General features: G+C 47.0%; 17 protein-coding genes and 1 riboswitch. Of the genes, 2 read left to right on the top strand and 15 right to left on the bottom strand.

Annotated features, from left to right (window positions below):
• Nucleotides 1-43: 43 nt before the first annotated feature.
• Nucleotides 44-2,572, bottom strand: a complete 2,529-nt coding sequence (locus H6A32_RS07210) for an FAD-dependent oxidoreductase (RefSeq protein WP_204864012.1) — start codon at nucleotides 2,570-2,572, stop codon at nucleotides 44-46.
• 208 nt (nucleotides 2,573-2,780) lie between these two features.
• Nucleotides 2,781-3,527, bottom strand: coding sequence for an SDR family NAD(P)-dependent oxidoreductase (locus H6A32_RS07205; RefSeq protein ID WP_204864011.1), 747 nt, complete (start codon nucleotides 3,525-3,527; stop codon nucleotides 2,781-2,783).
• A gap of 127 nt (nucleotides 3,528-3,654) precedes the next feature.
• Here H6A32_RS07205 and H6A32_RS07200 point away from each other — a divergent pair, with 127 nt between their 5' ends.
• Entirely contained in the window at nucleotides 3,655-4,176 is a 522-nt protein-coding gene (locus H6A32_RS07200; RefSeq protein WP_204864010.1) for a GNAT family N-acetyltransferase, read from the top strand.
• A 66-nt stretch (nucleotides 4,177-4,242) separates the two neighbouring features.
• On the opposite strand, the gene H6A32_RS07195 is transcribed toward H6A32_RS07200, so the two are convergent.
• The 10 genes from H6A32_RS07195 to H6A32_RS07150 form a co-directional block, all read right to left on the bottom strand.
• Nucleotides 4,243-4,812, bottom strand: a complete 570-nt coding sequence (locus H6A32_RS07195; protein WP_087166640.1) for a Fic/DOC family protein — start codon at nucleotides 4,810-4,812, stop codon at nucleotides 4,243-4,245.
• Nucleotides 4,813-5,136 (bottom strand): type II toxin-antitoxin system RelB/DinJ family antitoxin, encoded by a 324-nt coding sequence (locus tag H6A32_RS07190; protein ID WP_087251839.1) that lies wholly within the window; start codon nucleotides 5,134-5,136, stop codon nucleotides 4,813-4,815.
• A 152-nt stretch (nucleotides 5,137-5,288) separates the two neighbouring features.
• Entirely contained in the window at nucleotides 5,289-6,074 is a 786-nt protein-coding gene (locus H6A32_RS07185; protein WP_204864009.1) for a TrmH family RNA methyltransferase, read from the bottom strand.
• Complete coding sequence (locus H6A32_RS07180) at nucleotides 6,071-7,336, bottom strand: glycoside hydrolase family 3 protein (protein ID WP_204864008.1); 1,266 nt, start codon at nucleotides 7,334-7,336, stop codon at nucleotides 6,071-6,073. Before H6A32_RS07180 ends, H6A32_RS07185 begins: the two co-directional genes overlap by 4 nt.
• 186 nt (nucleotides 7,337-7,522) lie before the next feature.
• Nucleotides 7,523-8,212, bottom strand: a complete 690-nt coding sequence (locus H6A32_RS07175) for a response regulator transcription factor (protein ID WP_087166636.1) — start codon at nucleotides 8,210-8,212, stop codon at nucleotides 7,523-7,525.
• The gene (locus tag H6A32_RS07170; RefSeq protein ID WP_087166635.1) at nucleotides 8,205-9,362 is read right to left on the bottom strand and encodes a sensor histidine kinase; all 1,158 of its coding nucleotides are present in this window, start codon (nucleotides 9,360-9,362) and stop codon (nucleotides 8,205-8,207) included. Before H6A32_RS07170 ends, H6A32_RS07175 begins: the two co-directional genes overlap by 8 nt.
• Before the next feature lie 101 nt (nucleotides 9,363-9,463).
• Nucleotides 9,464-10,651 (bottom strand): methionine adenosyltransferase, encoded by a 1,188-nt coding sequence (gene metK, locus H6A32_RS07165; protein WP_204864032.1) that lies wholly within the window; start codon nucleotides 10,649-10,651, stop codon nucleotides 9,464-9,466.
• A 137-nt stretch (nucleotides 10,652-10,788) separates the two neighbouring features.
• Nucleotides 10,789-10,886, bottom strand: a riboswitch (SAM riboswitch).
• A gap of 122 nt (nucleotides 10,887-11,008) precedes the next feature.
• Entirely contained in the window at nucleotides 11,009-12,301 is a 1,293-nt protein-coding gene (locus H6A32_RS07160) for a UDP-N-acetylglucosamine 1-carboxyvinyltransferase (protein WP_087166634.1), read from the bottom strand.
• A gap of 198 nt (nucleotides 12,302-12,499) precedes the next feature.
• Nucleotides 12,500-13,015 carry a shikimate kinase gene (locus H6A32_RS07155; protein WP_087166633.1) on the bottom strand — a complete coding sequence of 172 codons (516 nt, stop codon included), beginning with the start codon at nucleotides 13,013-13,015 and terminating at the stop codon, nucleotides 12,500-12,502.
• A gap of 122 nt (nucleotides 13,016-13,137) precedes the next feature.
• Nucleotides 13,138-13,563: a hypothetical protein gene (locus H6A32_RS07150; RefSeq protein ID WP_087166632.1), complete on the bottom strand. Its 426-nt coding sequence runs from the start codon at nucleotides 13,561-13,563 to the stop codon at nucleotides 13,138-13,140.
• A 188-nt stretch (nucleotides 13,564-13,751) separates the two neighbouring features.
• Here H6A32_RS07150 and H6A32_RS07145 point away from each other — a divergent pair, with 188 nt between their 5' ends.
• On the top strand, nucleotides 13,752-14,852 hold the full coding sequence (locus H6A32_RS07145) for an SLC13 family permease (RefSeq protein WP_204864007.1): 1,101 nt from the start codon (nucleotides 13,752-13,754) through the stop codon (nucleotides 14,850-14,852).
• A 95-nt stretch (nucleotides 14,853-14,947) separates the two neighbouring features.
• On the opposite strand, the gene H6A32_RS07140 is transcribed toward H6A32_RS07145, so the two are convergent.
• Genes H6A32_RS07140 through H6A32_RS07130 form a run of 3 tightly spaced genes read right to left on the bottom strand, consistent with a single transcriptional unit; the run spans nucleotide 14,948 to nucleotide 18,769 of the window.
• Entirely contained in the window at nucleotides 14,948-15,610 is a 663-nt protein-coding gene (locus tag H6A32_RS07140; protein WP_087166630.1) for a V-type ATP synthase subunit D, read from the bottom strand.
• Between the two features lie 18 nt (nucleotides 15,611-15,628).
• Nucleotides 15,629-16,999 carry a V-type ATP synthase subunit B gene (locus tag H6A32_RS07135; RefSeq protein WP_087166629.1) on the bottom strand — a complete coding sequence of 457 codons (1,371 nt, stop codon included), beginning with the start codon at nucleotides 16,997-16,999 and terminating at the stop codon, nucleotides 15,629-15,631.
• Nucleotides 17,000-18,769 carry a V-type ATP synthase subunit A gene (locus H6A32_RS07130; protein ID WP_087166628.1) on the bottom strand — a complete coding sequence of 590 codons (1,770 nt, stop codon included), beginning with the start codon at nucleotides 18,767-18,769 and terminating at the stop codon, nucleotides 17,000-17,002.
• Between the last annotated feature and the right edge of the window lie 6 nt (nucleotides 18,770-18,775).

Raw genomic sequence — 18,775 nt, 5'->3', positions numbered from 1 at the left:
GGGACGTGTTCCGGTGCATCGGAACACGTCCCCAAAATTAGCATTATTTAATTATTTCTTTATACTGTCTGTGATGTTTTAATGCTTCGGTCATTTCTGCCATGCGGCTGGTGTCTCCGATGAGGATGACGCCGCAGAGGCGGTTGTTGAGGAAGTAGTATTTCTGGTACTGTTTTTTTCCTTCGTCTTTGTATTCTACGGTTTTGTAGATGAGGTCCGGATTTTGTCCGTTGTCGCCTGCTGCGAAGAGGGCGGTGTTCATGCCGTGGAAGCTTAATGCTGCCGGTACGGTGCTGTAGGTGTTGTCGTCTCCTGCCGCCTGTGCTCCGGCTGTTTTTCCTTCTTCTACTGCCTGCGGCCAGATGGCATAATTGATGCCTTCGTACTGTGCGCAGTCTCCGCATGCGTAGATATCCGGAATGTTTGTTTCCATCTTCTCGTTGACAATCACTGCTCGGTCTGTCTCAATGCCTGCTTCTTTTGCAAGTGCGGTGTTTGCTCTTACGCCGCAGGATACGATAACGAGTTCAGCCGGGATCACGGTGCCGTCAGCGAGGCGTACGCCTTCTGCTTTTTCGCCGCCTTCGATGGCTTCGATCTGTACGCCGGTGTGGATCTGGATTCCCTGTCCTTCGCTGATCTTCTTGAGCATTTCTCCTGCCGTTTTATCAAGCTGGCGTCCCATCAGTACCGGTGCCAGTTCCAGCACTGTCACTTCGCATCTGGATTTTTTGAGTTCCCATGCCGCCTCCAGGCCGAGAACGCCTCCGCCGATGACAACTGCGTGTTTTGTCTCTTTTAATTTCTCTGCTACTTTCTTTGTATCGGAAAGCCTCCGGATTGCAATGACTCTGTCTTTGTCCGCTCCTTTGATCGGCGGAATGAAACATTCGGATCCCAGTGCATAAATCAGTTTTGTATAATGATATTTGCTTCCGTCATCCAGATGTACTTCTTTTGCTTCCGGATCGATTTTGACTACTTCGTGTCCAAGAATCTGGTAAATATGATTTTCTTCGTACCAGGATGCGTCTTCCACTGCGATCTGTTCTTCATTCAGACCTGCCATGATGGATTTGGTCAGCATCGGACGGTTGTATGTCCGGTAAGGTTCATTGGAAATCATCGTAATGGTTCCGGTACGGTCTCTTTTCCGGATTGCTTCTGCTGCATAGTGGCCTGCTGCTCCGTTTCCGAGAATGATATAGAAATTCTTTGTATCATTGGAAAATTCGTTCTCTTCCGCCTCCACTTCCACAAAGTTTTCCGGTCCTACTCCGCAAACCGGGCAGATGTCAATGGAGGAATCAAAAACAGCGCCGCAGACAAGACATTTTACCAGTGTTCTTGCTCCTTTTTTCTTCTTTGGATTCTCTTTTTCCTGAAGAAGGCATCCGAAGTTAAATCCGTAATCAAAGGCATCCTGAAGCTGATTTTCGTCTGGTTTAAACCGTACACGGAATCCTTCTGTTACCTTCATATTCAGCTGTTTCAGTCTTTCGATCAGATGCGGTACGGCCTCTCCGCTCCATCCATAGCTTCCGAATGCGCTGGCGAGTTTTCCGCCGTGTGTTCCCGCAAAGATGGAAGTTGTAAGATCCCAGATCGGTTTCAGGGCTTCTCCTACGATTGTTGGTGACCCGAGCAGAATACCGTCCGCAAATCCAAGCTCTTCAAGTACTTTTGCCTGATCAGCCTCTACCATATCATAAGCCCGCACATCGATATCCCCGCTTGCACGGATTCCTTCTGCAATCTTTTCCGCCAGGGATTTGGTATATCCGTAGGCGCTGACATATGGCATGATCACTGTTTTCTTTGGATTTGGATTGACTACTGTGCTCCATTCTTCGTAGGTATTCAGAATAAAGTCAATCTTATCATCGATAACCGGTCCATGTCCGGTGCAGATCATGGAAATGTCCAGTTCGCGCACTCTTTCCAGTGCTTTTAACATGAACGGCTTGAACGGCCCGATAATATTATCATAATAATATTTTGTGGCTCTCATATAGCCTTCCCAGTCTGTCACCTTGCTCAGCAGGACATCGTCAAATCCGTAATGGGATCCGAAGGAATCACAGGTAACAAGAATCTGTTCTTCTTCAATATAAGTATACATGGTATCCGGCCAGTGCAGGTTCGGTACAAAGAGGAAACGGAGCGTACGGTCTCCGATCTTCATTGTCATGTTGTCTCTTGCCGGAATTCCGGTAAAGTCTCTGTTTACGATCTCTTTCAGGAATCCAAGGGCGCAGCCTGTAGCGATGATTTTCATGCCCGGGTTCAGATCCAGAAGCCGCTCCACACTGCCTGCATGGTCCGGCTCGGTGTGCTCTACAACAAGATAGTCAATGCTCTCCACATCGGTAATTTCTTTCAGTTTCTCCAGATAATCATCGAAAAATTTCTCTTTTGCAGTTTCGAAGAGGATGGTCTTGTCCCCTGTTTTCAGAACGTAAGAATTGTATGTTGTTCCAAATTCTGTGTACATGATAATGTCAAATACACGCAGATCGGCATCTACAATTCCTGTCCAGTAAAAATTCTCCCTTAGTTTCAGTGCTTTCATTCTCTAACCTCCGGTTATGTCTGATAAAAATAATAATTACTGTTTTCAGTATAATCCATGTCGGTAAAAAAATCCAGCTTTTTTTCACAATCTGCAATTCCTCTTTTCATCCGCATTCTTCGGCAAATGCGCAGACAAAGCCGCCGGGAATTTCGCTTCCCGACAGCCCCTTTGATTTAAAACAATCGTTTTTTCAAGAACAGTATCTCTACGCCCTGCTCATGCCGTCTACACTCAGAATCACTCCTGTAATATAGGATGCTTCCTCTGATGCCAGAAATACAAATGCGTTGGCAATATCTTCCGGCTGCCCGAGACGGCGGAGCGGAATCTGCGCAATCAGCGGATCAATCACTTCTTTCGGTACCGCTTTCATCATATCCGTCTCCGTAATTCCCGGTGCCACCGCATTGACACGGATTCCTTTCGGCCCAAGCTCCCGTGCCAGCGAGATTGTCATTCCATTTACTGCAAATTTGGAAGTCGGATAGGCCACTCCTGCTGCCTGTCCGGAGATACTTACCATCGATGAGGTGGATAAGATCACTCCTTCTCCCTGCTCCACCATATAATCCACAACTGCTCTGGATGCGTTAAACACACCTTTCACATTTAGATTCATGACCTTGTCAAACAATTCTTCCGTATATTCTGTAAACGGAACACTGTCCGAAACACCTGCATTATTGACAAGAATATCGATTCGTCCGTATGTGTCATGTATGCCTTTTACAGCTTCCCGTACAGATTCCAGACTGGAAAGATCCGGACAGATTCCCTCCACGGAAGCCCCCGGAATGCTCTCTTTCAGCTGAGCGACTGCTTTATCCGCCGTCTCCTGCCTGCTGGCAGCCACAATCACTTTTGCTCCTTCTTCGAGAAAACGTTTTGCTGTAGCAAATCCGATTCCGCGGCTCCCTCCGGTAATCAATGCAACTTTGTCTTTCAGTTTCATATCATACGCCTCCTTTTTGTTCGTCCTCTTTATTTATCATTATCATAACACATTTTTCAGATTTTTCGGTGATAAACTCACAATAGTATGATAAAATCAGATTATCAAACGCACAGGGAGGAGTATTATGATTTATTATGATGACGGCATCATCCTGATCCGGACGCTGGCCCCGGATGATGCGCAGATTCTTGCAGAGGAAGAACAGCTCCAGGGCGACCATGTGACCCGCGAAAAATATGACATGCGTCTTCAGGATCAGGCAGAGGGAAAAGCCGTGGCACTGGCTGCCGAATACCAGGGGCAGACAGCCGGTTATATCAGCATCTACCCGGATTCTGACCGGGGCGCCTTTGCAGGAAAAGGGCTGCCGGAACTGGTTGATTTTGGTGTCCTGAAAAAATACCGGAACCATGGGATCGGCTCTCTTCTGATGGATACCGCAGAACAGATTGCTGCCGGATTTGCCGATACAGTCTATCTTGGTGTCGGGCTTCACAGCGGCTATGGAAGCGCCCAGAGAATGTACATCAAACGCGGATACATTCCGGACGGAAGCGGCGTCTGGTATGGAGATCATATCTGTGAACCTTATACAGACTGCTGTAACGACGATGATCTCATACTATATCTGTCGAAAAAACTATAACTGCAAAAAGACCGCCCGGCAGAAATATCTTTCTCTCTGCCGGGCAGTCCTTTTTACCTTTATCATTTACTGCACTGCCTTCCAGAACAGTGCCTCCATTTTTTCATATCTGCACAGGAAAGACTCCTTGCTCGCCTCCATCATCTCATCTCTGGAAACCCGCGCAAACCGGATTACATAACCTCTTTTCAGCGCAAGCTCCCGGATAAACTCTCTCTGTGTCCTTCCATTACCTTCCCGAAACGGGTGCAGCGCATTAATTTCGGAAAAATAATAGGCAAGACGTCTGACAATCCGCTCTTTCGGAAGCCCTGCAAGGTAATGCTCCTCTTTCAATTTTCCGAACAGTTCATCGGCCTGCCCCTCAATAAAACGTGCTTTGCAAAAGACGGCCGATTTGGAAATATCAACCGTACGGATCTCCCCTGCCCAGGAATAGAGATCCTGGAACAGGTATCTGTGAATGCTCTTTAGGTGATCCAAATCAAAATCACCTTTCACGGGAACATCCAGCAAATCGCTCATGCGGAACATCGTAAGCCGTCTCTCAGCCTCTTCCAGTTTCGCCTGATCCCGGATGTCCATCTTGTTGATCAGTACGTCCGAATCCGGATAACAGTAAATCGTATCACTCATTTATGCCTCCGCGTATTCTGCCAGGATCTCCTCCCTGAATTTGTCTTTGTCTGCCGCTTTCCGGTACTGGTTTAACAGCTCCAGGTCTTCTTCTGTCAATGTCAGCCTTTCCATCTCCATGGAAACTTTGACTTCTTCTGCCTTTTCCTGTTCTGTGTAAGCCTGCGGCATTTTTACTTCAAACGGAATACTTTTTGTCATGATGATCTGTTTCAACAGCATATTCACTACAGAAGACAGATTCGTTCCGAGCTCTTCCAGAATCACACTGGCCTGCTCTTTGTCTCTCTCATCTGTCCGTACCTGTAAAAATGTCTTCGCCATTGTTCTGCACCTCCCGTATTCTATTTTACATTTTTGTATTTACATTGTCAATACGCTCAACGTCGAGAAGCAGGACCCAAAATCCTGCTCCTCCTCATAATCAAACCGAAAACTCTCACCCGCCGATCGTCTGTCTTCTTTCCCTGTCTGTCCTATTTTCTTCTCTGCCTGCAGACCTCATACATCAGAATTCCCGCTGCCATGGCCGCATTTAAAGACTCTACCTGACCATGCATCGGAATCTTGATTTTATGCTCCGCCTCAGCACATATCTCTTCCGGAAGACCATTTCCCTCATTTCCAATAAGAAATGCCGTCGGTTTTGTATAATCTTCCTCATCATAGAAACGGCTGTCATCCAGATGTGCCGCATACGTGTGAATTCCATGTTGTTTTAGAAGGCGAACAGTCTCTTTCATATCATCTACACAAACTGCTCTCATCCGGTAAATCGATCCCATCGTGGACCGGATGACTTTGGGCTGATAAAGATCCGCGCAGTTCGAACCAAGGATCACTCCTGTCACCCCGGCACCCTCCGCCGTCCGAAAAATCGTTCCCAGATTTCCCGGGTCCTGCAGATGATCCAGCACCATCAGAAAAGGTGCCCTTCCGTCTTCTCCGTGAAGAAGCTCGTCCATCGTCCAGGACATTCTCCGAATCACCCCGAGAATTCCCTGCGGCGTTTTTGTATCCGACATGTGGGCAAACACTGTATCACTTACCATCTCCGCTTTCTTTTTTAAATGTTCCGGCAGATCCGGATATTTTTGCAGAAATGTCTCTGAAATATACAGCTCTTTGATCCGGCTTTCCGGCGCTTCCTTCATCATCCGGATCCCCTCTACGATAAAGATTCCTTCCTCATTTCTTGCTTTTGCCTTTTTCTGCAGCTTCAGTATCCGCTTGATTTTCTGATTTGCTGTACTTGTAATCATGACGCGCTCTCTCCTGATTCTCCCATTTTCACTTCCAGAATCCGTCTTACGGATTCATCGATCCGGTCTTCCGATATTGTGCCGGAATTTACTGCGCTCAAAATTCCCTGATATGCATCCTCAAAATTCTGCGGCATCAGAATCATGTCAACTCCCGCCTGAACAGCCTGTACCGCTGCCTCAGCAGATGTATAGTCATTTGTAATTGCTCCCATATTCATAGCGTCCGTAATCACGATCCCGTCAAATCCCAGATCATTCCTCAGCATCTCTGTCACTACTTCTTCGGACAGAGAAGCCGGTGTATCATCCTCCAGAATATTCGGAAGAGAAATATGCCCAACCATTACAAACTCTGTGTCCGCATCAATCGCAGCCTGAAATGGAAGGAACTCGCACGATTCCAGCTCTTCCTTCGTGCTGTTTAAATACACCGTCCCCTCATGGGAATCCCCGCTCGTTCCTCCGTGTCCCGGGAAATGCTTGGCCACTGTATAAATCCCCTGGCTGTGGAATCCCTTTATCGCCTCGGATACCATCTCTGACACTGTCTCAGGATCCGATCCGAATGCCCGGTACTGCGCAACCGTATTCTCCTGGTTTGTCCAGACATCCGCCATCGGAGCAAAATCCATATTAAAGCCAAGCTCTTTCAGATACGTTCCGATCGTCTCGCCCGCATCATACGCCTTCTGACTGTCCCCGGATGCACCAATCTCTGACATATTTCCTACATTCTCAATGCCAAGAGCCGCATTTCCCGCAATCCGTGCTACTGTTCCGCCCTCTTCATCCACGGAAAGGAACGGCTCCACTCCGACCACCTCTTTGGAAAATCCTGTAATCGTATCATTCCACGTCTTGATCTGATCCTGAGAGACCAGATTATTTTCCATCATGATCAGACCGCCCACCGGCCGCTCCTTATAGGCTGTTTCCGTCACCTCTCCCGGATTCCATGTTCCCTGAACACCTGTCAGAGCATCCGGTGTGATCATAAACATCTGCGCAATCTTCTCCTGCAGCGTCAGCCCCTCCAGCTTCTGATCAATCTCACTTTCCTGTGTCTTTGTCTCTTCTTCCCGTGTAGCCGAATCTTCTTTTGTCTGCTGCGAAGCACCCTCCTGCTCCGCCTCATCACGCCCTGCATTGCTAAAATAGATCACTGCAGCAAACGCACCTGCCGACAAAAGCATACATCCGATTCCAAGCGCCAGTCTCCCCGTTCTTCTCCTTCTGCGTTTCCTTCTCTTTCCGCTCATATAATCCCCTTACTATATTAATTATTTAACCTGAAATTTATAAAAATTTTATTATCAGCTTTAAGAGTATTATAATCGAAACACCCTGTCAACCCCCGTTTTCCGCGAATTTCCGGAAGTCTGCACGATTTTGGGGACGTGTTCCGTTGCATCGGAACACGTCCCCAAAAATTCAGAAACAATTCACTATACTTTAAAGCGGTATCCAACTCCCCAGATGGTTTCAATATACTGTGGCTTGGATGTGTCGTACTCGATCTTTTCGCGGATTTTTTTGATATGTACTGTAACGGTCGCAATGTCTCCGATCGATTCCATATCCCAGATTTCACTGAACAGCTCATCCTTGGTATATACATGGTTTGGATGGCTCGCCAGGAATGCGAGGAGATCGAATTCTTTCGTCGTAAATGCTTTTTCTTCTCCGTTTACCCACACACGTCTTGCTGTGGTGTCAATCTTCAGTCCACGGATTTCGATGATTTTATTTTCTTCCGCGTGGCTTCCAATCAGGCGTTCATATCTTGCAAGATGTGCCTTGACTCTGGCTACCAGTTCGCTCGGACTGAATGGTTTGGTCATATAGTCATCTGCGCCAAGACCTAGTCCCCGGATTTTATCAATATCATCTTTCTTTGCGGATACCATGATAATCGGCACATCTTTTTCGTCCCGTACTTTCCTGCAGATCTCAAATCCGTCTACTCCTGGAAGCATGAGGTCCAGAATCAGAAGATCAAAGTCTTCTTCCAGTGCCTTTTTCAGTCCTGCGTTTCCGTCATTTTCCACCTCTACCTCAAATCCACTGAGTTCCAGATAGTCTTTCTCCAGATCCGCGATCGCTTCTTCATCTTCTATAATAAAAATCTTACTCATAAATTGGTACCTCCTGATATTTTCGGATGACAAAGTACATTACCGTCCCTGTGCCCGGTCTGCTTGTGGCCCAGATTTTTCCGCCATGTTCTTCAATAATTTTTTTTACAATGGAAAGCCCGATTCCGCTCCCGCCTTTGGATGAATTTCTGGAAGCATCCGTCCGGTAAAAGCGGTCAAAAATATATGGCAGATCCTTCGCGTCGATTCCTTTTCCGTTATCCTCCAGCTCCACCTGGATAAAGTCGCCCACATCTTTGACCCTCAGGTTGATCCGCGGCTGCTGTTTGTCCATATATTTCAGGGAATTACTGATAATATTATTGACAACACGCATCAGCTGCTCGGCATCCGCAATAATCTTGACATCGTCTTCAACATAATTAAAATATCCAAATTCCACGCCCTGATTTGTGAGTTCGGAAGACAGATTCTCCGCACAGTCATTAAAATAGTCATTGACCCGGACGGGGGCGAAATTGTATGGAATCCGGTTTGTATCAATCTTTGTGTAGAACGTCAGCTCGTTAATCAGTGTGTTCATCTCATTTGCCTTGTTGTAGATCGTTTTGATATAACGGTCCATTTTCTCCGGCGTATCTGCCACTCCATCCATAATCCCTTCCACATATCCTTTGATTGCTGTAATCGGTGTCTTCAGGTCATGGGAAATATTACTGATCAATTCTTTGTTGTCTTTATCATTTTTCAGCTTTTCTTCCGCATTCTCCTTCAGCCTTTTTCGCATTTCTTCAATGTCCTTGCACAGCTGCCCGATCTCGTCGTCTTTTTCTGGATGAAGCTCAAAATCCAGCTCTCCTTCCGTGATGCTCTTTACCGCGATCTCCATCTTCTCAATCGGCCGCAGAAGGCTGCCGTAAATCCAGAGAATCATCAGCATTGCCGTAAGGGCAAGAATCAGGATCACACCAATGATCATGGTGCTGAGAAATTCGTGAACTTCCGGAATTTGATTCAATGTACCGATCGACTGCTTAAAGTCCCGGTACTCCTCACCTGAAATCCCATAGGTACGTTCGATGGCTTTAATATGATAGTTCGCCACACCCCATACAGCAAAGCCGGTCAAAACCGCCGGCAGAATCGTAATGATTACGAATGAAATAATCAATTTTGTCTTCAATTTCAAAACAGTTCTTCCTCTCTGCTTTCTCTGCTCTGATCACAGGTACAGTATATCACGAAAAAGGGCGCCTCCACTATAGGCGCCCCTAAAATTTTCTAAAGTTTTTATAAATACTTTTTCAGTGTTTCCACCTTATCAAGCTTCTCCCAAGGAAGATCCAGATCGTTACGTCCGAAGTGTCCGTATGCTGCTGTCTGTTTGTAGATCGGTCTTCTGAGGTCAAGCATTTTGATGATTCCTGCCGGTCTTAAATCGAAGTTTTCACGGATCATTTTTACCAGCGCTTCATCGGAAAGTTTTCCTGTCCCAAAGGTATCTACCCACACGGAAGTTGGCTGAGCAACTCCGATTGCGTAGGAAAGCTGTACTTCACATTTATCCGCAAGGCCTGCTGCCACTATGTTCTTTGCTACATAACGTGCTGCATATGCTCCGGAACGGTCTACCTTTGTGCAGTCCTTTCCTGAGAATGCGCCGCCGCCGTGACGTGCCATTCCGCCATAGCTGTCTACGATGATCTTACGTCCTGTCAATCCACTGTCACCGTGCGGTCCGCCGATAACGAAACGTCCTGTCGGATTGATGAAGAACTTCGTATTCTCATCGATCATCTTTTCATCGAGAATCGGATCAAATACATGTTTTTTGATATCTTCATGGATCTGCTCCTGTGTGACTGCAGGATCATGCTGTGTGGAAAGTACCACTGCCTCCAGACGTCCCGGCTTTCCTTCTTCATTATACTCTACTGTCACCTGGGCTTTTCCATCCGGGCGAAGATACGGGAGTGTTCCGTCCTTTCTCACCTTTGCAAGCTGCTTTGTGAGTTTGTGTGCAAGGGAAATCGGATACGGCATATACTCTTCTGTCTCATTGGACGCATATCCGAACATCATACCCTGATCACCGGCACCGATCGCTTCGATCTCCTCATCGGACATCTTGTTTTCTTTTGCTTCCAGCGCTTTATCAACGCCCATTGCAATATCGGAGGACTGCTCATCAATAGCTACCAGAACACCGCATGTGTCCGCGTCAAATCCGAATTTTCCTCTTGTATATCCGATCTCTCTTACCGTGTCGCGCACGATCTTCTGGATATCTACATATCCGTTGGTTGTAATCTCACCCATAACCATTACAAGACCTGTCGTTGTACATGTCTCACATGCCACACGGCTCATCGGATCCTGCTCCATCAAAGCATCCAGAATCGCGTCAGAAATCGCGTCACAGACTTTGTCCGGATGACCTTCTGTTACTGATTCAGAAGTAAATAATAATTTTTCCATCTTTTCCTGCCTTTCCTTTTCTCTCATATACTGTCTGTTTTCTCTGGCGGGCTTTTCTGCTGCACTAAAACATATTAATGCGCAATAAAAAGCAGCCCACCATAAGCGGACTGTTATATATACATCATATATCAATCCTCTTATTGTTCGATTACTCGCTCAGGCTGGCACCTTCCGTGACCGGGGTTGCCGTGGCTTCTCAGATCCTATGTATCTCCACCACTCTGAATAAGAGAAAATATAACTTGATTTACTTGTCACTGTACGGAATCATATCACCATCATATAATCCTGTCAAGAGTTTTTTAACAAAAGCAGGGATACGGTATCTCCGCACCCCACTCCTCACGCATTGTTTTAGCTGACTTTCAATTTGAATTTCTGAATCTCTTTTTCGCTTGAGACTTTCTCAATCTCTGCGCCAAGCTCTCTTAATTTCTCCTCAAACCGCTCATATCCACGCTGAATATAAACAATGTCATCCACAATCGTAATACCGTCCGCAGCAAGTCCTGCAAGTACCAGTGCAGCTCCGGCCCTCAGATCCGGCGCGCTCACTCTTGCTCCGGAGAACCGCTCCACGCCCTCGATCGTCGCGGAATTTCCTTCAATCTTGGAGACCGCGCCCATACGTGCAAGCTCATCCAGATATTTAAAACGGTTTTCAAAAATGCTTTCTGTAATCGTACTTGTTCCTTCGCACAATGCCAGCGCAACTCCCATCTGCGGCTGCATGTCTGTCGGGAATCCCGGATAAGGAAGGGTCTTCACCTGTGTATGACGCAGTTTCCCTTTTGAAACTACACGCACAGCGTCATCAAACTCTTCCACTTCGCATCCGATCTCTACAAGCTTTGCAATGGTCGCTTCCAGATGCTTCGGAATCACATTGAGTACTGTCACGTCGCCCTTTGTCACGGCTGCTCCAAACATAAAGGTACCTGCCTCAATCTGATCCGGAATAATAGAATACTCCGCCCCGTGAAGTCTGCTTACACCTTTGATCTTGATCACATCCGTACCTGCGCCTCTGATATTAGCTCCCATGCTGTTCAGGAAGTTGGCAACATCTACTACATGCGGCTCTTTTGCCACATTTTCAAGAATCGTCATACCCTCTGCCATCGAAGCTGCCATCATCACATTGATCGTAGCTCCTACGCTGACAACGTCAAAATAAATATGGCTTCCCACAAGTCTGTCCGCATCGGCAAGAATCTTTCCGTGCTCAATCTCCACTTCCGCTCCAAGGGCACGGAATCCCTTCAAATGCTGATCGATCGGTCTGCTTCCGATATTGCACCCGCCCGGAAGTGCCACTTCCGCGTGCTTATACTTACCGAGAAGGGCTCCTAAAAGATAATAGGAAGCTCGAATCTTCTTGATATAGTCATAATCAATATTAAAATCATGCACCGCTCCACCGCTGATCTGTACCGTATGACGGTCAATTCTCTTGATCTGCGCACCGATACCTTCCATTGCTTCTAATAAAACATTGATATCATTCACATCCGGAAGATTATCAATGTGTACTGTCTCATCCGTCATAATTGCAGCTGCAAGAATTGCAAGCGCCGCGTTTTTGGCTCCCCCTATAACAACTTCGCCAACAAGAGGAGTCCCTCCCTTAATAATATACTGCTCCATATCACACCTCGACTACTATTTAATCGTATCCGTAATTTCGTCCTGATCTATCTAAATTTTAACTAATGTTCATATAAATTTAACAAAGAACACTCTTACCGGATTAGTATAGCACAAATTTTCTGTTTGTAAAACTTTTATTTCTCGTTCCTTTTTGTGCCGACTGCCGGAGATGCAGACAGACCGGACTATTTATCCTCAGTTTTCTCCCCTGATATCACTGAGAACAGCAAGTACTTTTTCAACCGTCTCTCCCATCGATAAACCGTCTTCATTGATACGGACATCTGCATACTGTTCAAAAAGTCTGCAGCGTTCATCGTACAGTTCCCGCAGCGTCTGTCCTTCCTTCAGCACAACACCGCGGTTTCTTGCATTTTGGATCCGTGCCTCGATCTCTGTATACGGAACGTGCAGATACACAATCGTCCCGATCTCTTTGTAATGCTCCATCGCGTTTTCGCAGTACACGACACTCCCGCCCGGTGCGATCACCGCTTTTTCTGCCTGCACAGACGCATTAACCTGATTTTCGATCTCCAGAAATCCATCCGTTCCTCTTTCTTCAATAATCTCCCTGAGCAGCTTTCCTTCCTGCTCCTGTATCATAAGATCTGTATCGATAAACCGATATCCCAGACGCTTTGCTGTCACAACACCGATCGTACTTTTTCCAGATGCCGGCATACCTATGAAAATGAGATTTTTCTTCATCTGCCTTCCTCTCTTCTCGTGCCGCATTCTTCATTTTTAGAAAAAACGGTATCGATTTGTATTTCCATTCATATTTTATCATGGTTTAAACTTTGCGTAAACCCTGTATCCTGACGAAAAATTTAATAATAATGCCTGCAATTTCTGCGATGCCTACATCTTCTTTGCACAATTTCCTGATACAGAAGAATCTGGACCAGATCCATGAGAGTCTCTTCCCTGTCCTTTTTCTTCCGTTTAAGCTCCTGTGTTTCCACCTGCTCTTTTTCAATCTCCATGGCAATTTCCTTCTTCTCCCCTTCTTTCATTCTGTCATAAATCCGGCCTGCCATCAGATAGAGAAGCAGACGGTCCGGGTATTCGTCATAGATCATACTTCCCTCATATTCCATCCGGTCACACTCTTCTTCCACATACGGCAGGATTTTCTTTGCGGACATCGGATACATGCTCTTCATGTATTCCACATCACGACGGTCTCTTTTTTCCTCACCGTATTCCTTTAAATCCATCGGATAGGCCATATAATAAGGTAGTTTATGTTCCATATTCTTCGCACTTCCTGTCTGATATAATCTACTTTACCATATGCAAAAACTGGAATTTTGCAGCTTGCCTCCTTGTTTTCTTTTATTTTTTCAAATCCGTCCGGTTTCCTTTCAAAAATGGTGACGTTTCGACTCACTTCTGCTATAATCTCAATGGTGCAAAAAACGCACGAAAGGAATGTTGAGAAATGATAAGAAAAATCATCTGTTTATTTAAAAATGATATTGTTCTGCTGGTATCTCTGTGTCTGGCTCTTCTGTCCTGCCTGATCACGCCTCCCGGGCCTGCATATCTTGGCTATATCGATTTTCATACTTTGATTTTACTTTTCTGCCTGATGCTGATTGTGGAAGGTTTAAGGGAAGCAGGCTTTTTCCTCTATATAGGAGGGCTGCTTTTAAACAGGACTTCTTCCAGGAGAGGGCTCGCGCTTACCCTCGTATTTTTATGCTTTCTGAGCAGCATGTTCATTACCAACGATGTATCCTTGATTACGTTCGTCCCGTTCGGTATTCTGATCCTGAAAATGGGCCAGATGGAATCCAGGATCTGTTATCTGACTGTCCTGATGACAATCGCTGCAAATCTGGGAAGCATGTTCACCCCGATCGGAAATCCGCAGAACCTCTACCTGTATTCCCTTTCCGGAATGAGTCTTCCGGAATTTTTATGGCTGATGCTGCCTTTTACCGCACTTGCGGCCGTGCTTCTGGCTCTCTTTTCCTTCTTTGGAACAGAACGCGGATCAATCAGTATTCAGGTCGGAAAGTCCTCGTTTCCCGGCAGAAAAGATCTTCTGTTTTTCGGGATCCTTTTCCTTTTCTGCCTGTGTTCTGTCGCCGGCTTTCTGCCAGACCGGGCACTTCTGATTCTTGTTGCCGTCCCTCTTTTCTTTCGAAAGAGGATCTTGTTTGCAAGAATTGATTATGCGCTGCTTTTGACTTTTGTATTCTTTTTTATTTTTGTGGGAAATATCGATCATTTTGAAAGTCTGCGCATCTTTATCCGCTCTGTGCTCGAGAATCACGAACGGCCGGTCAGCATTCTCGCAAGCCAGGTCATCAGCAATGTTCCTGCTGCCATGCTGCTCTCGAATTACACATCCCGTATTTCCGAGCTGATCATCGGAACGAACCTTGGCGGCCTTGGCACATTGATTGCCTCTATGGCCAGCCTGATCTCCTACCGGCAGATTTCATCCGGATATCCGGAGCAAAAAGGAAAATATATCCGGATCTTTACCATCTGTAATCTTTTCTTCCTTCTCGTTCTCTATCTTGTCTTTTAGACAGATCAAAGATCCGGCTGCAAACAGTACAGGCAGATGCGGAAATGTTCTCAAGAAACAGTTTCCTCCATCTGCCTGATACATGATCACGCCGTCTATGCCTGGCGTTCTTTATAATGATGCGCATCTTCCAGCATCATGTCTTTTACTTTCATCAGCCGGATCTGAGAGCTTCTCTCGTTTTCATCCAGCTTCATCGTAATATATCTGATATTGTCCTGCGTCTCCGGAATGATGACATGTTCCAGCGCATTTACACGCCGTCTCGTCTTTTCAATCTCCGATGCCATCAGCTGGCACGCTTTTTCCGTTTCAGCCAGTTTTAACATATCCGGAAGAATATCGGCAAGCGACTTTACAGCTCCATCCAGATCGCTGGACGTAAAAGCAAAGCCGTATGAGTAGATATCGTTTGCATCGGCGGTCCTTGTCTTTGTCTCAAAAACAGGGATATCAACGCTCATGACATTCCGCTCTCCCACCTGAAGTTCCACCGACTGTTTCGGCATCATCAAAGCAGTTTTCAGAACCTCGCCGGACATACCGGCTCTTGCGATGACAAAGTTTTTGTTTGCCGCCTTGATACCGGCTTCCACTTTTTCTCTAAGCGCCATATTTTCCCTGACCAGATCAAGGAACTGGCGCATCAGCTCATCACGTTTATCTTTCAAGAGCTTATGGCCTCTTGTCGCAGTTACCAGCTTTTTCTTCAGCCTCGTCAGCTCCATACGGGTTGGTGTTACCTGTGTAGATGCCAAGCCAGTTCACCCCCATTTCTATTTGCCATAATACTGATCCAGATATTTATCATCGATACGTTTCAGCTCGCTTCTCGGTAAAATAGAGAGCAGCTTCCATCCGATTTCCAGTGTCTCCTCGATAGAACGGTCTGTTCCGTATCCCTGGGAAACGTATTCCTTCTCAAATGCATCTGCAAACTTTGCGTAGATCAGGTCAATTTCCGTCAGCGCTGCTTCACCGAGGATGACCATGAGTTCTTTCGCTTCTTTTCCACGTGCATACGCCGCAAAGAGCTGGTTCATCGTGTTGGAATGATCCGCACGGGTTTTTCCTTCACCGATTCCCTTGTCTTTCAGACGGGACAGAGACGGCAGTACATCGATCGGCGGCTGAACGCCCTTACGATAAAGATCACGGCTCAGGATGATCTGGCCCTCTGTAATATATCCGGTAAGGTCCGGGATTGGATGGGTCTTGTCATCTTCCGGCATGGTCAGGATCGGAATCATCGTGATACTTCCGCTCTTTCCTTTCTGACGTCCTGCTCTTTCATACATGGATGCAAGGTCTGTATACATATATCCCGGATAGCCACGGCGGCCCGGAACTTCTTTACGGGCTGCGGATACTTCACGGAGCGCGTCCGCGTAGTTTGTGATATCCGTCAGAATAACAAGTACGTGCATGTTTTTCTCAAACGCAAGGTACTCTGCTGCTGTCAGCGCCATCTTCGGCGTGGAAATACGTTCGATAGCCGGGTCATTTGCAAGGTTGACGAACAGAACCGTACGGTCCAGAGCTCCTGTCTCCCGGAAGCTTTCCACAAAGAAGTTGGATTCTTCGAATGTGATACCCATTGCCGCGAATACAACGGCGAACGGTTCATCGGTGCCCCGCACTTTTGCCTGTCTTGCGATCTGTGCGGCAAGCTGCGCGTGCGGAAGTCCGGATGCCGAGAAAATCGGAAGTTTCTGTCCACGGACAAGAGTGTTCAATCCGTCAATTGCGGAAACTCCTGTCTGGATAAACTCTTCCGGATAACTTCTCGCCGCCGGGTTCATCGGGAGACCATTAACATCCAGTCTCTCTTCCGGAAGGATTTCCGGCCCGCCGTCGATCGGACGTCCCAGTCCGTCAAAGACACGGCCGAGCATGTCTTCTGATACACCAAGCTCCATGCTTCTTCCAAGGAAACGTACCTTGCTGTTGGAAAGGTTGATTCCTGTCGCACTTTCAAACAGCTGTACCAGTACGGTATCTCCATCTACTTCCAGAACTTTGCACCGGCGGGTTTCACCGTTTACAAGTTCAATCTCGCCCAGCTCGTCGTATGCAACGCCTTCTACCCCGCGGACCATCATAAGCGGTCCGGCAACTTCCTGAATTGTTCTATATTCTTTTGGCATTTAGAAGTCCTCCTTTCCGAACGTGTCCGCTACTTCTGCTGTAAGCTCTTCTGTCACTTTCTGATAAGCATCATCCAGCTCATCTTCGTGAGTATATTTAAAACGTCCGATCTGCTCGCGTACCGGCATGCCGATCAGCTTGTTCATGGATGCTCCTTCGGAAAGAGCCCTGGAAGACTCTTCGTAGAACGCAAGCACAAGTTTCATCATGAGATACTGCTTCTTCAAAGAAGAATAAGTGTCAATCTCATGGAAGGAGTTCTGGTGCAGGAAGTCTTCACGGATGGACCGTGCGGCCTCCATCTTCAGACGGTCGGACGGTGACAGTGCATCCATACCTACCATCTTAACGATTTCGTCAAGTTCTGCTTCATCCTGAAGGAGTCCCATCATCTTCTGACGGTTATCCATCCAGTCCGCAGCTACTTCTTCGTTGAACCATTTTTCCATATCCTGCAGATACAGCGAATAACTGGTCAGCCAGTTGATCGCCGGGAAATGTCTCTTGTAAGCCAGGTTGGAATCCAGTCCCCAGAATACCTTTACGATACGAAGGGTTGCCTGGGATACCGGTTCGGAAATATCACCACCCGGAGGCGATACGGCTCCGATTACGGAAAGAGCCCCCTCTCGTCCGTCTTTTCCAAGAGAAACCACATGTCCTGCACGCTCATAGAACTGCGCCAGACGGCTTCCGAGGTAAGCCGGATATCCTTCTTCACCAGGCATTTCTTCCAGACGTCCGGACATCTCACGGAGCGCCTCTGCCCACCGGGATGTGGAGTCTGCCATCAAAGCTACGGAATATCCCATATCGCGGAAATATTCCGCGATCGTAATTCCTGTATAAATGGATGCCTCACGCGCTGCAACCGGCATATCCGATGTGTTGGCGATCAGAACGGTTCTCTCCATCAGGGACTCGCCTGTCTTCGGGTCCTTCAGTTCCGGGAATTCGTTCAGAACGTCGGTCATCTCGTTTCCACGCTCTCCACATCCGATATATACGACAATATCTGCTTCCGCCCATTTTGCAAGCTGATGCTGAATAACTGTTTTTCCACTTCCGAATGGTCCCGGAACCGCAGCCACACCGCCTTTTGCAATCGGGAAGAATGTATCGATAACACGCTGTCCTGTGATCAGCGGCATCTCAGGAGCAAGTTTCTTCTGATACGGACGTCCACGTCTTACCGGCCATTTCTGCATCATGGTAAGCTCTTTGTCTCCTTCCGGAGTGGAAAGTACCGCAACTACTTCTTCGACAGTGAAAGAACCGGAACGGATCTCTTTTACTGTTCCTTTTACATTCGGAGGTACCATGATCTTCTGCTGTACGACAATGGTCTCCTGAACAGTTCCGAGCACGTCTCCGCCCTCAACTTCGTCTCCTACTTTAGCTACCGGAACGAACTCCCATTTCTTGTCCCGTTTCAGGGATGGGACTTCGACTCCGCGTTTCAGGCTGTTTCCGCCTGTCACTTTCATAATATCATCAAGCGGACGCTGGATACCGTCGTAGATGCTTGTGATCAGTCCAGGTCCAAGCTCTACGGACATCGGCACATCCATGGACTCTACCGGTTCGCCCGGTTTCAGTCCCGCCGTTTCTTCATAAACCTGTACAGAGGCCTGATCACCGTGGATTTCGATGATCTCTCCGATTAATCGCTGATCACTTACACGAACCACGTCAAACATGTTGGCGTCACGCATTCCTTCAGCGATAACCAGCGGCCCTGCCACTTTCTTTATCGTTCCCTTACTCATTTCGAC

It is taken from the genome of Drancourtella massiliensis (assembly GCF_016900655.1).
Lineage (GTDB): Bacteria > Bacillota > Clostridia > Lachnospirales > Lachnospiraceae > Sellimonas > Sellimonas catena.
Note: the sequence above shows the minus strand (reverse complement) of the source record. Positions and strands in the feature narration are given on the sequence as shown.

Excerpts from the sequence above, each read along its gene's own strand:
- H6A32_RS07210 (WP_204864012.1), bottom strand. The coding sequence starts at position 2,572 with ATGAAAGCACTGAAACTAAGGGAGAATTTTTACTGGACAGGAATTGTA.
- H6A32_RS07205 (WP_204864011.1), bottom strand. The coding sequence starts at position 3,527 with ATGAAACTGAAAGACAAAGTTGCATTGATTACCGGAGGGAGCCGCGGA.
- H6A32_RS07200 (WP_204864010.1), top strand. The coding sequence starts at position 3,655 with ATGATTTATTATGATGACGGCATCATCCTGATCCGGACGCTGGCCCCG.
- H6A32_RS07195 (WP_087166640.1), bottom strand. The coding sequence starts at position 4,812 with ATGAGTGATACGATTTACTGTTATCCGGATTCGGACGTACTGATCAAC.
- H6A32_RS07190 (WP_087251839.1), bottom strand. The coding sequence starts at position 5,136 with ATGGCGAAGACATTTTTACAGGTACGGACAGATGAGAGAGACAAAGAG.
- H6A32_RS07185 (WP_204864009.1), bottom strand. The coding sequence starts at position 6,074 with ATGATTACAAGTACAGCAAATCAGAAAATCAAGCGGATACTGAAGCTG.
- H6A32_RS07180 (WP_204864008.1), bottom strand. The coding sequence starts at position 7,336 with ATGAGCGGAAAGAGAAGGAAACGCAGAAGGAGAAGAACGGGGAGACTG.
- H6A32_RS07175 (WP_087166636.1), bottom strand. The coding sequence starts at position 8,212 with ATGAGTAAGATTTTTATTATAGAAGATGAAGAAGCGATCGCGGATCTG.
- metK (WP_204864032.1), bottom strand. The coding sequence starts at position 10,651 with ATGGAAAAATTATTATTTACTTCTGAATCAGTAACAGAAGGTCATCCG.
- H6A32_RS07160 (WP_087166634.1), bottom strand. The coding sequence starts at position 12,301 with ATGGAGCAGTATATTATTAAGGGAGGGACTCCTCTTGTTGGCGAAGTT.
- H6A32_RS07155 (WP_087166633.1), bottom strand. The coding sequence starts at position 13,015 with ATGAAGAAAAATCTCATTTTCATAGGTATGCCGGCATCTGGAAAAAGT.
- H6A32_RS07150 (WP_087166632.1), bottom strand. The coding sequence starts at position 13,563 with ATGGAACATAAACTACCTTATTATATGGCCTATCCGATGGATTTAAAG.
- H6A32_RS07145 (WP_204864007.1), top strand. The coding sequence starts at position 13,752 with ATGATAAGAAAAATCATCTGTTTATTTAAAAATGATATTGTTCTGCTG.
- H6A32_RS07135 (WP_087166629.1), bottom strand. The coding sequence starts at position 16,999 with ATGCCAAAAGAATATAGAACAATTCAGGAAGTTGCCGGACCGCTTATG.
- H6A32_RS07130 (WP_087166628.1), bottom strand. The coding sequence starts at position 18,769 with ATGAGTAAGGGAACGATAAAGAAAGTGGCAGGGCCGCTGGTTATCGCT.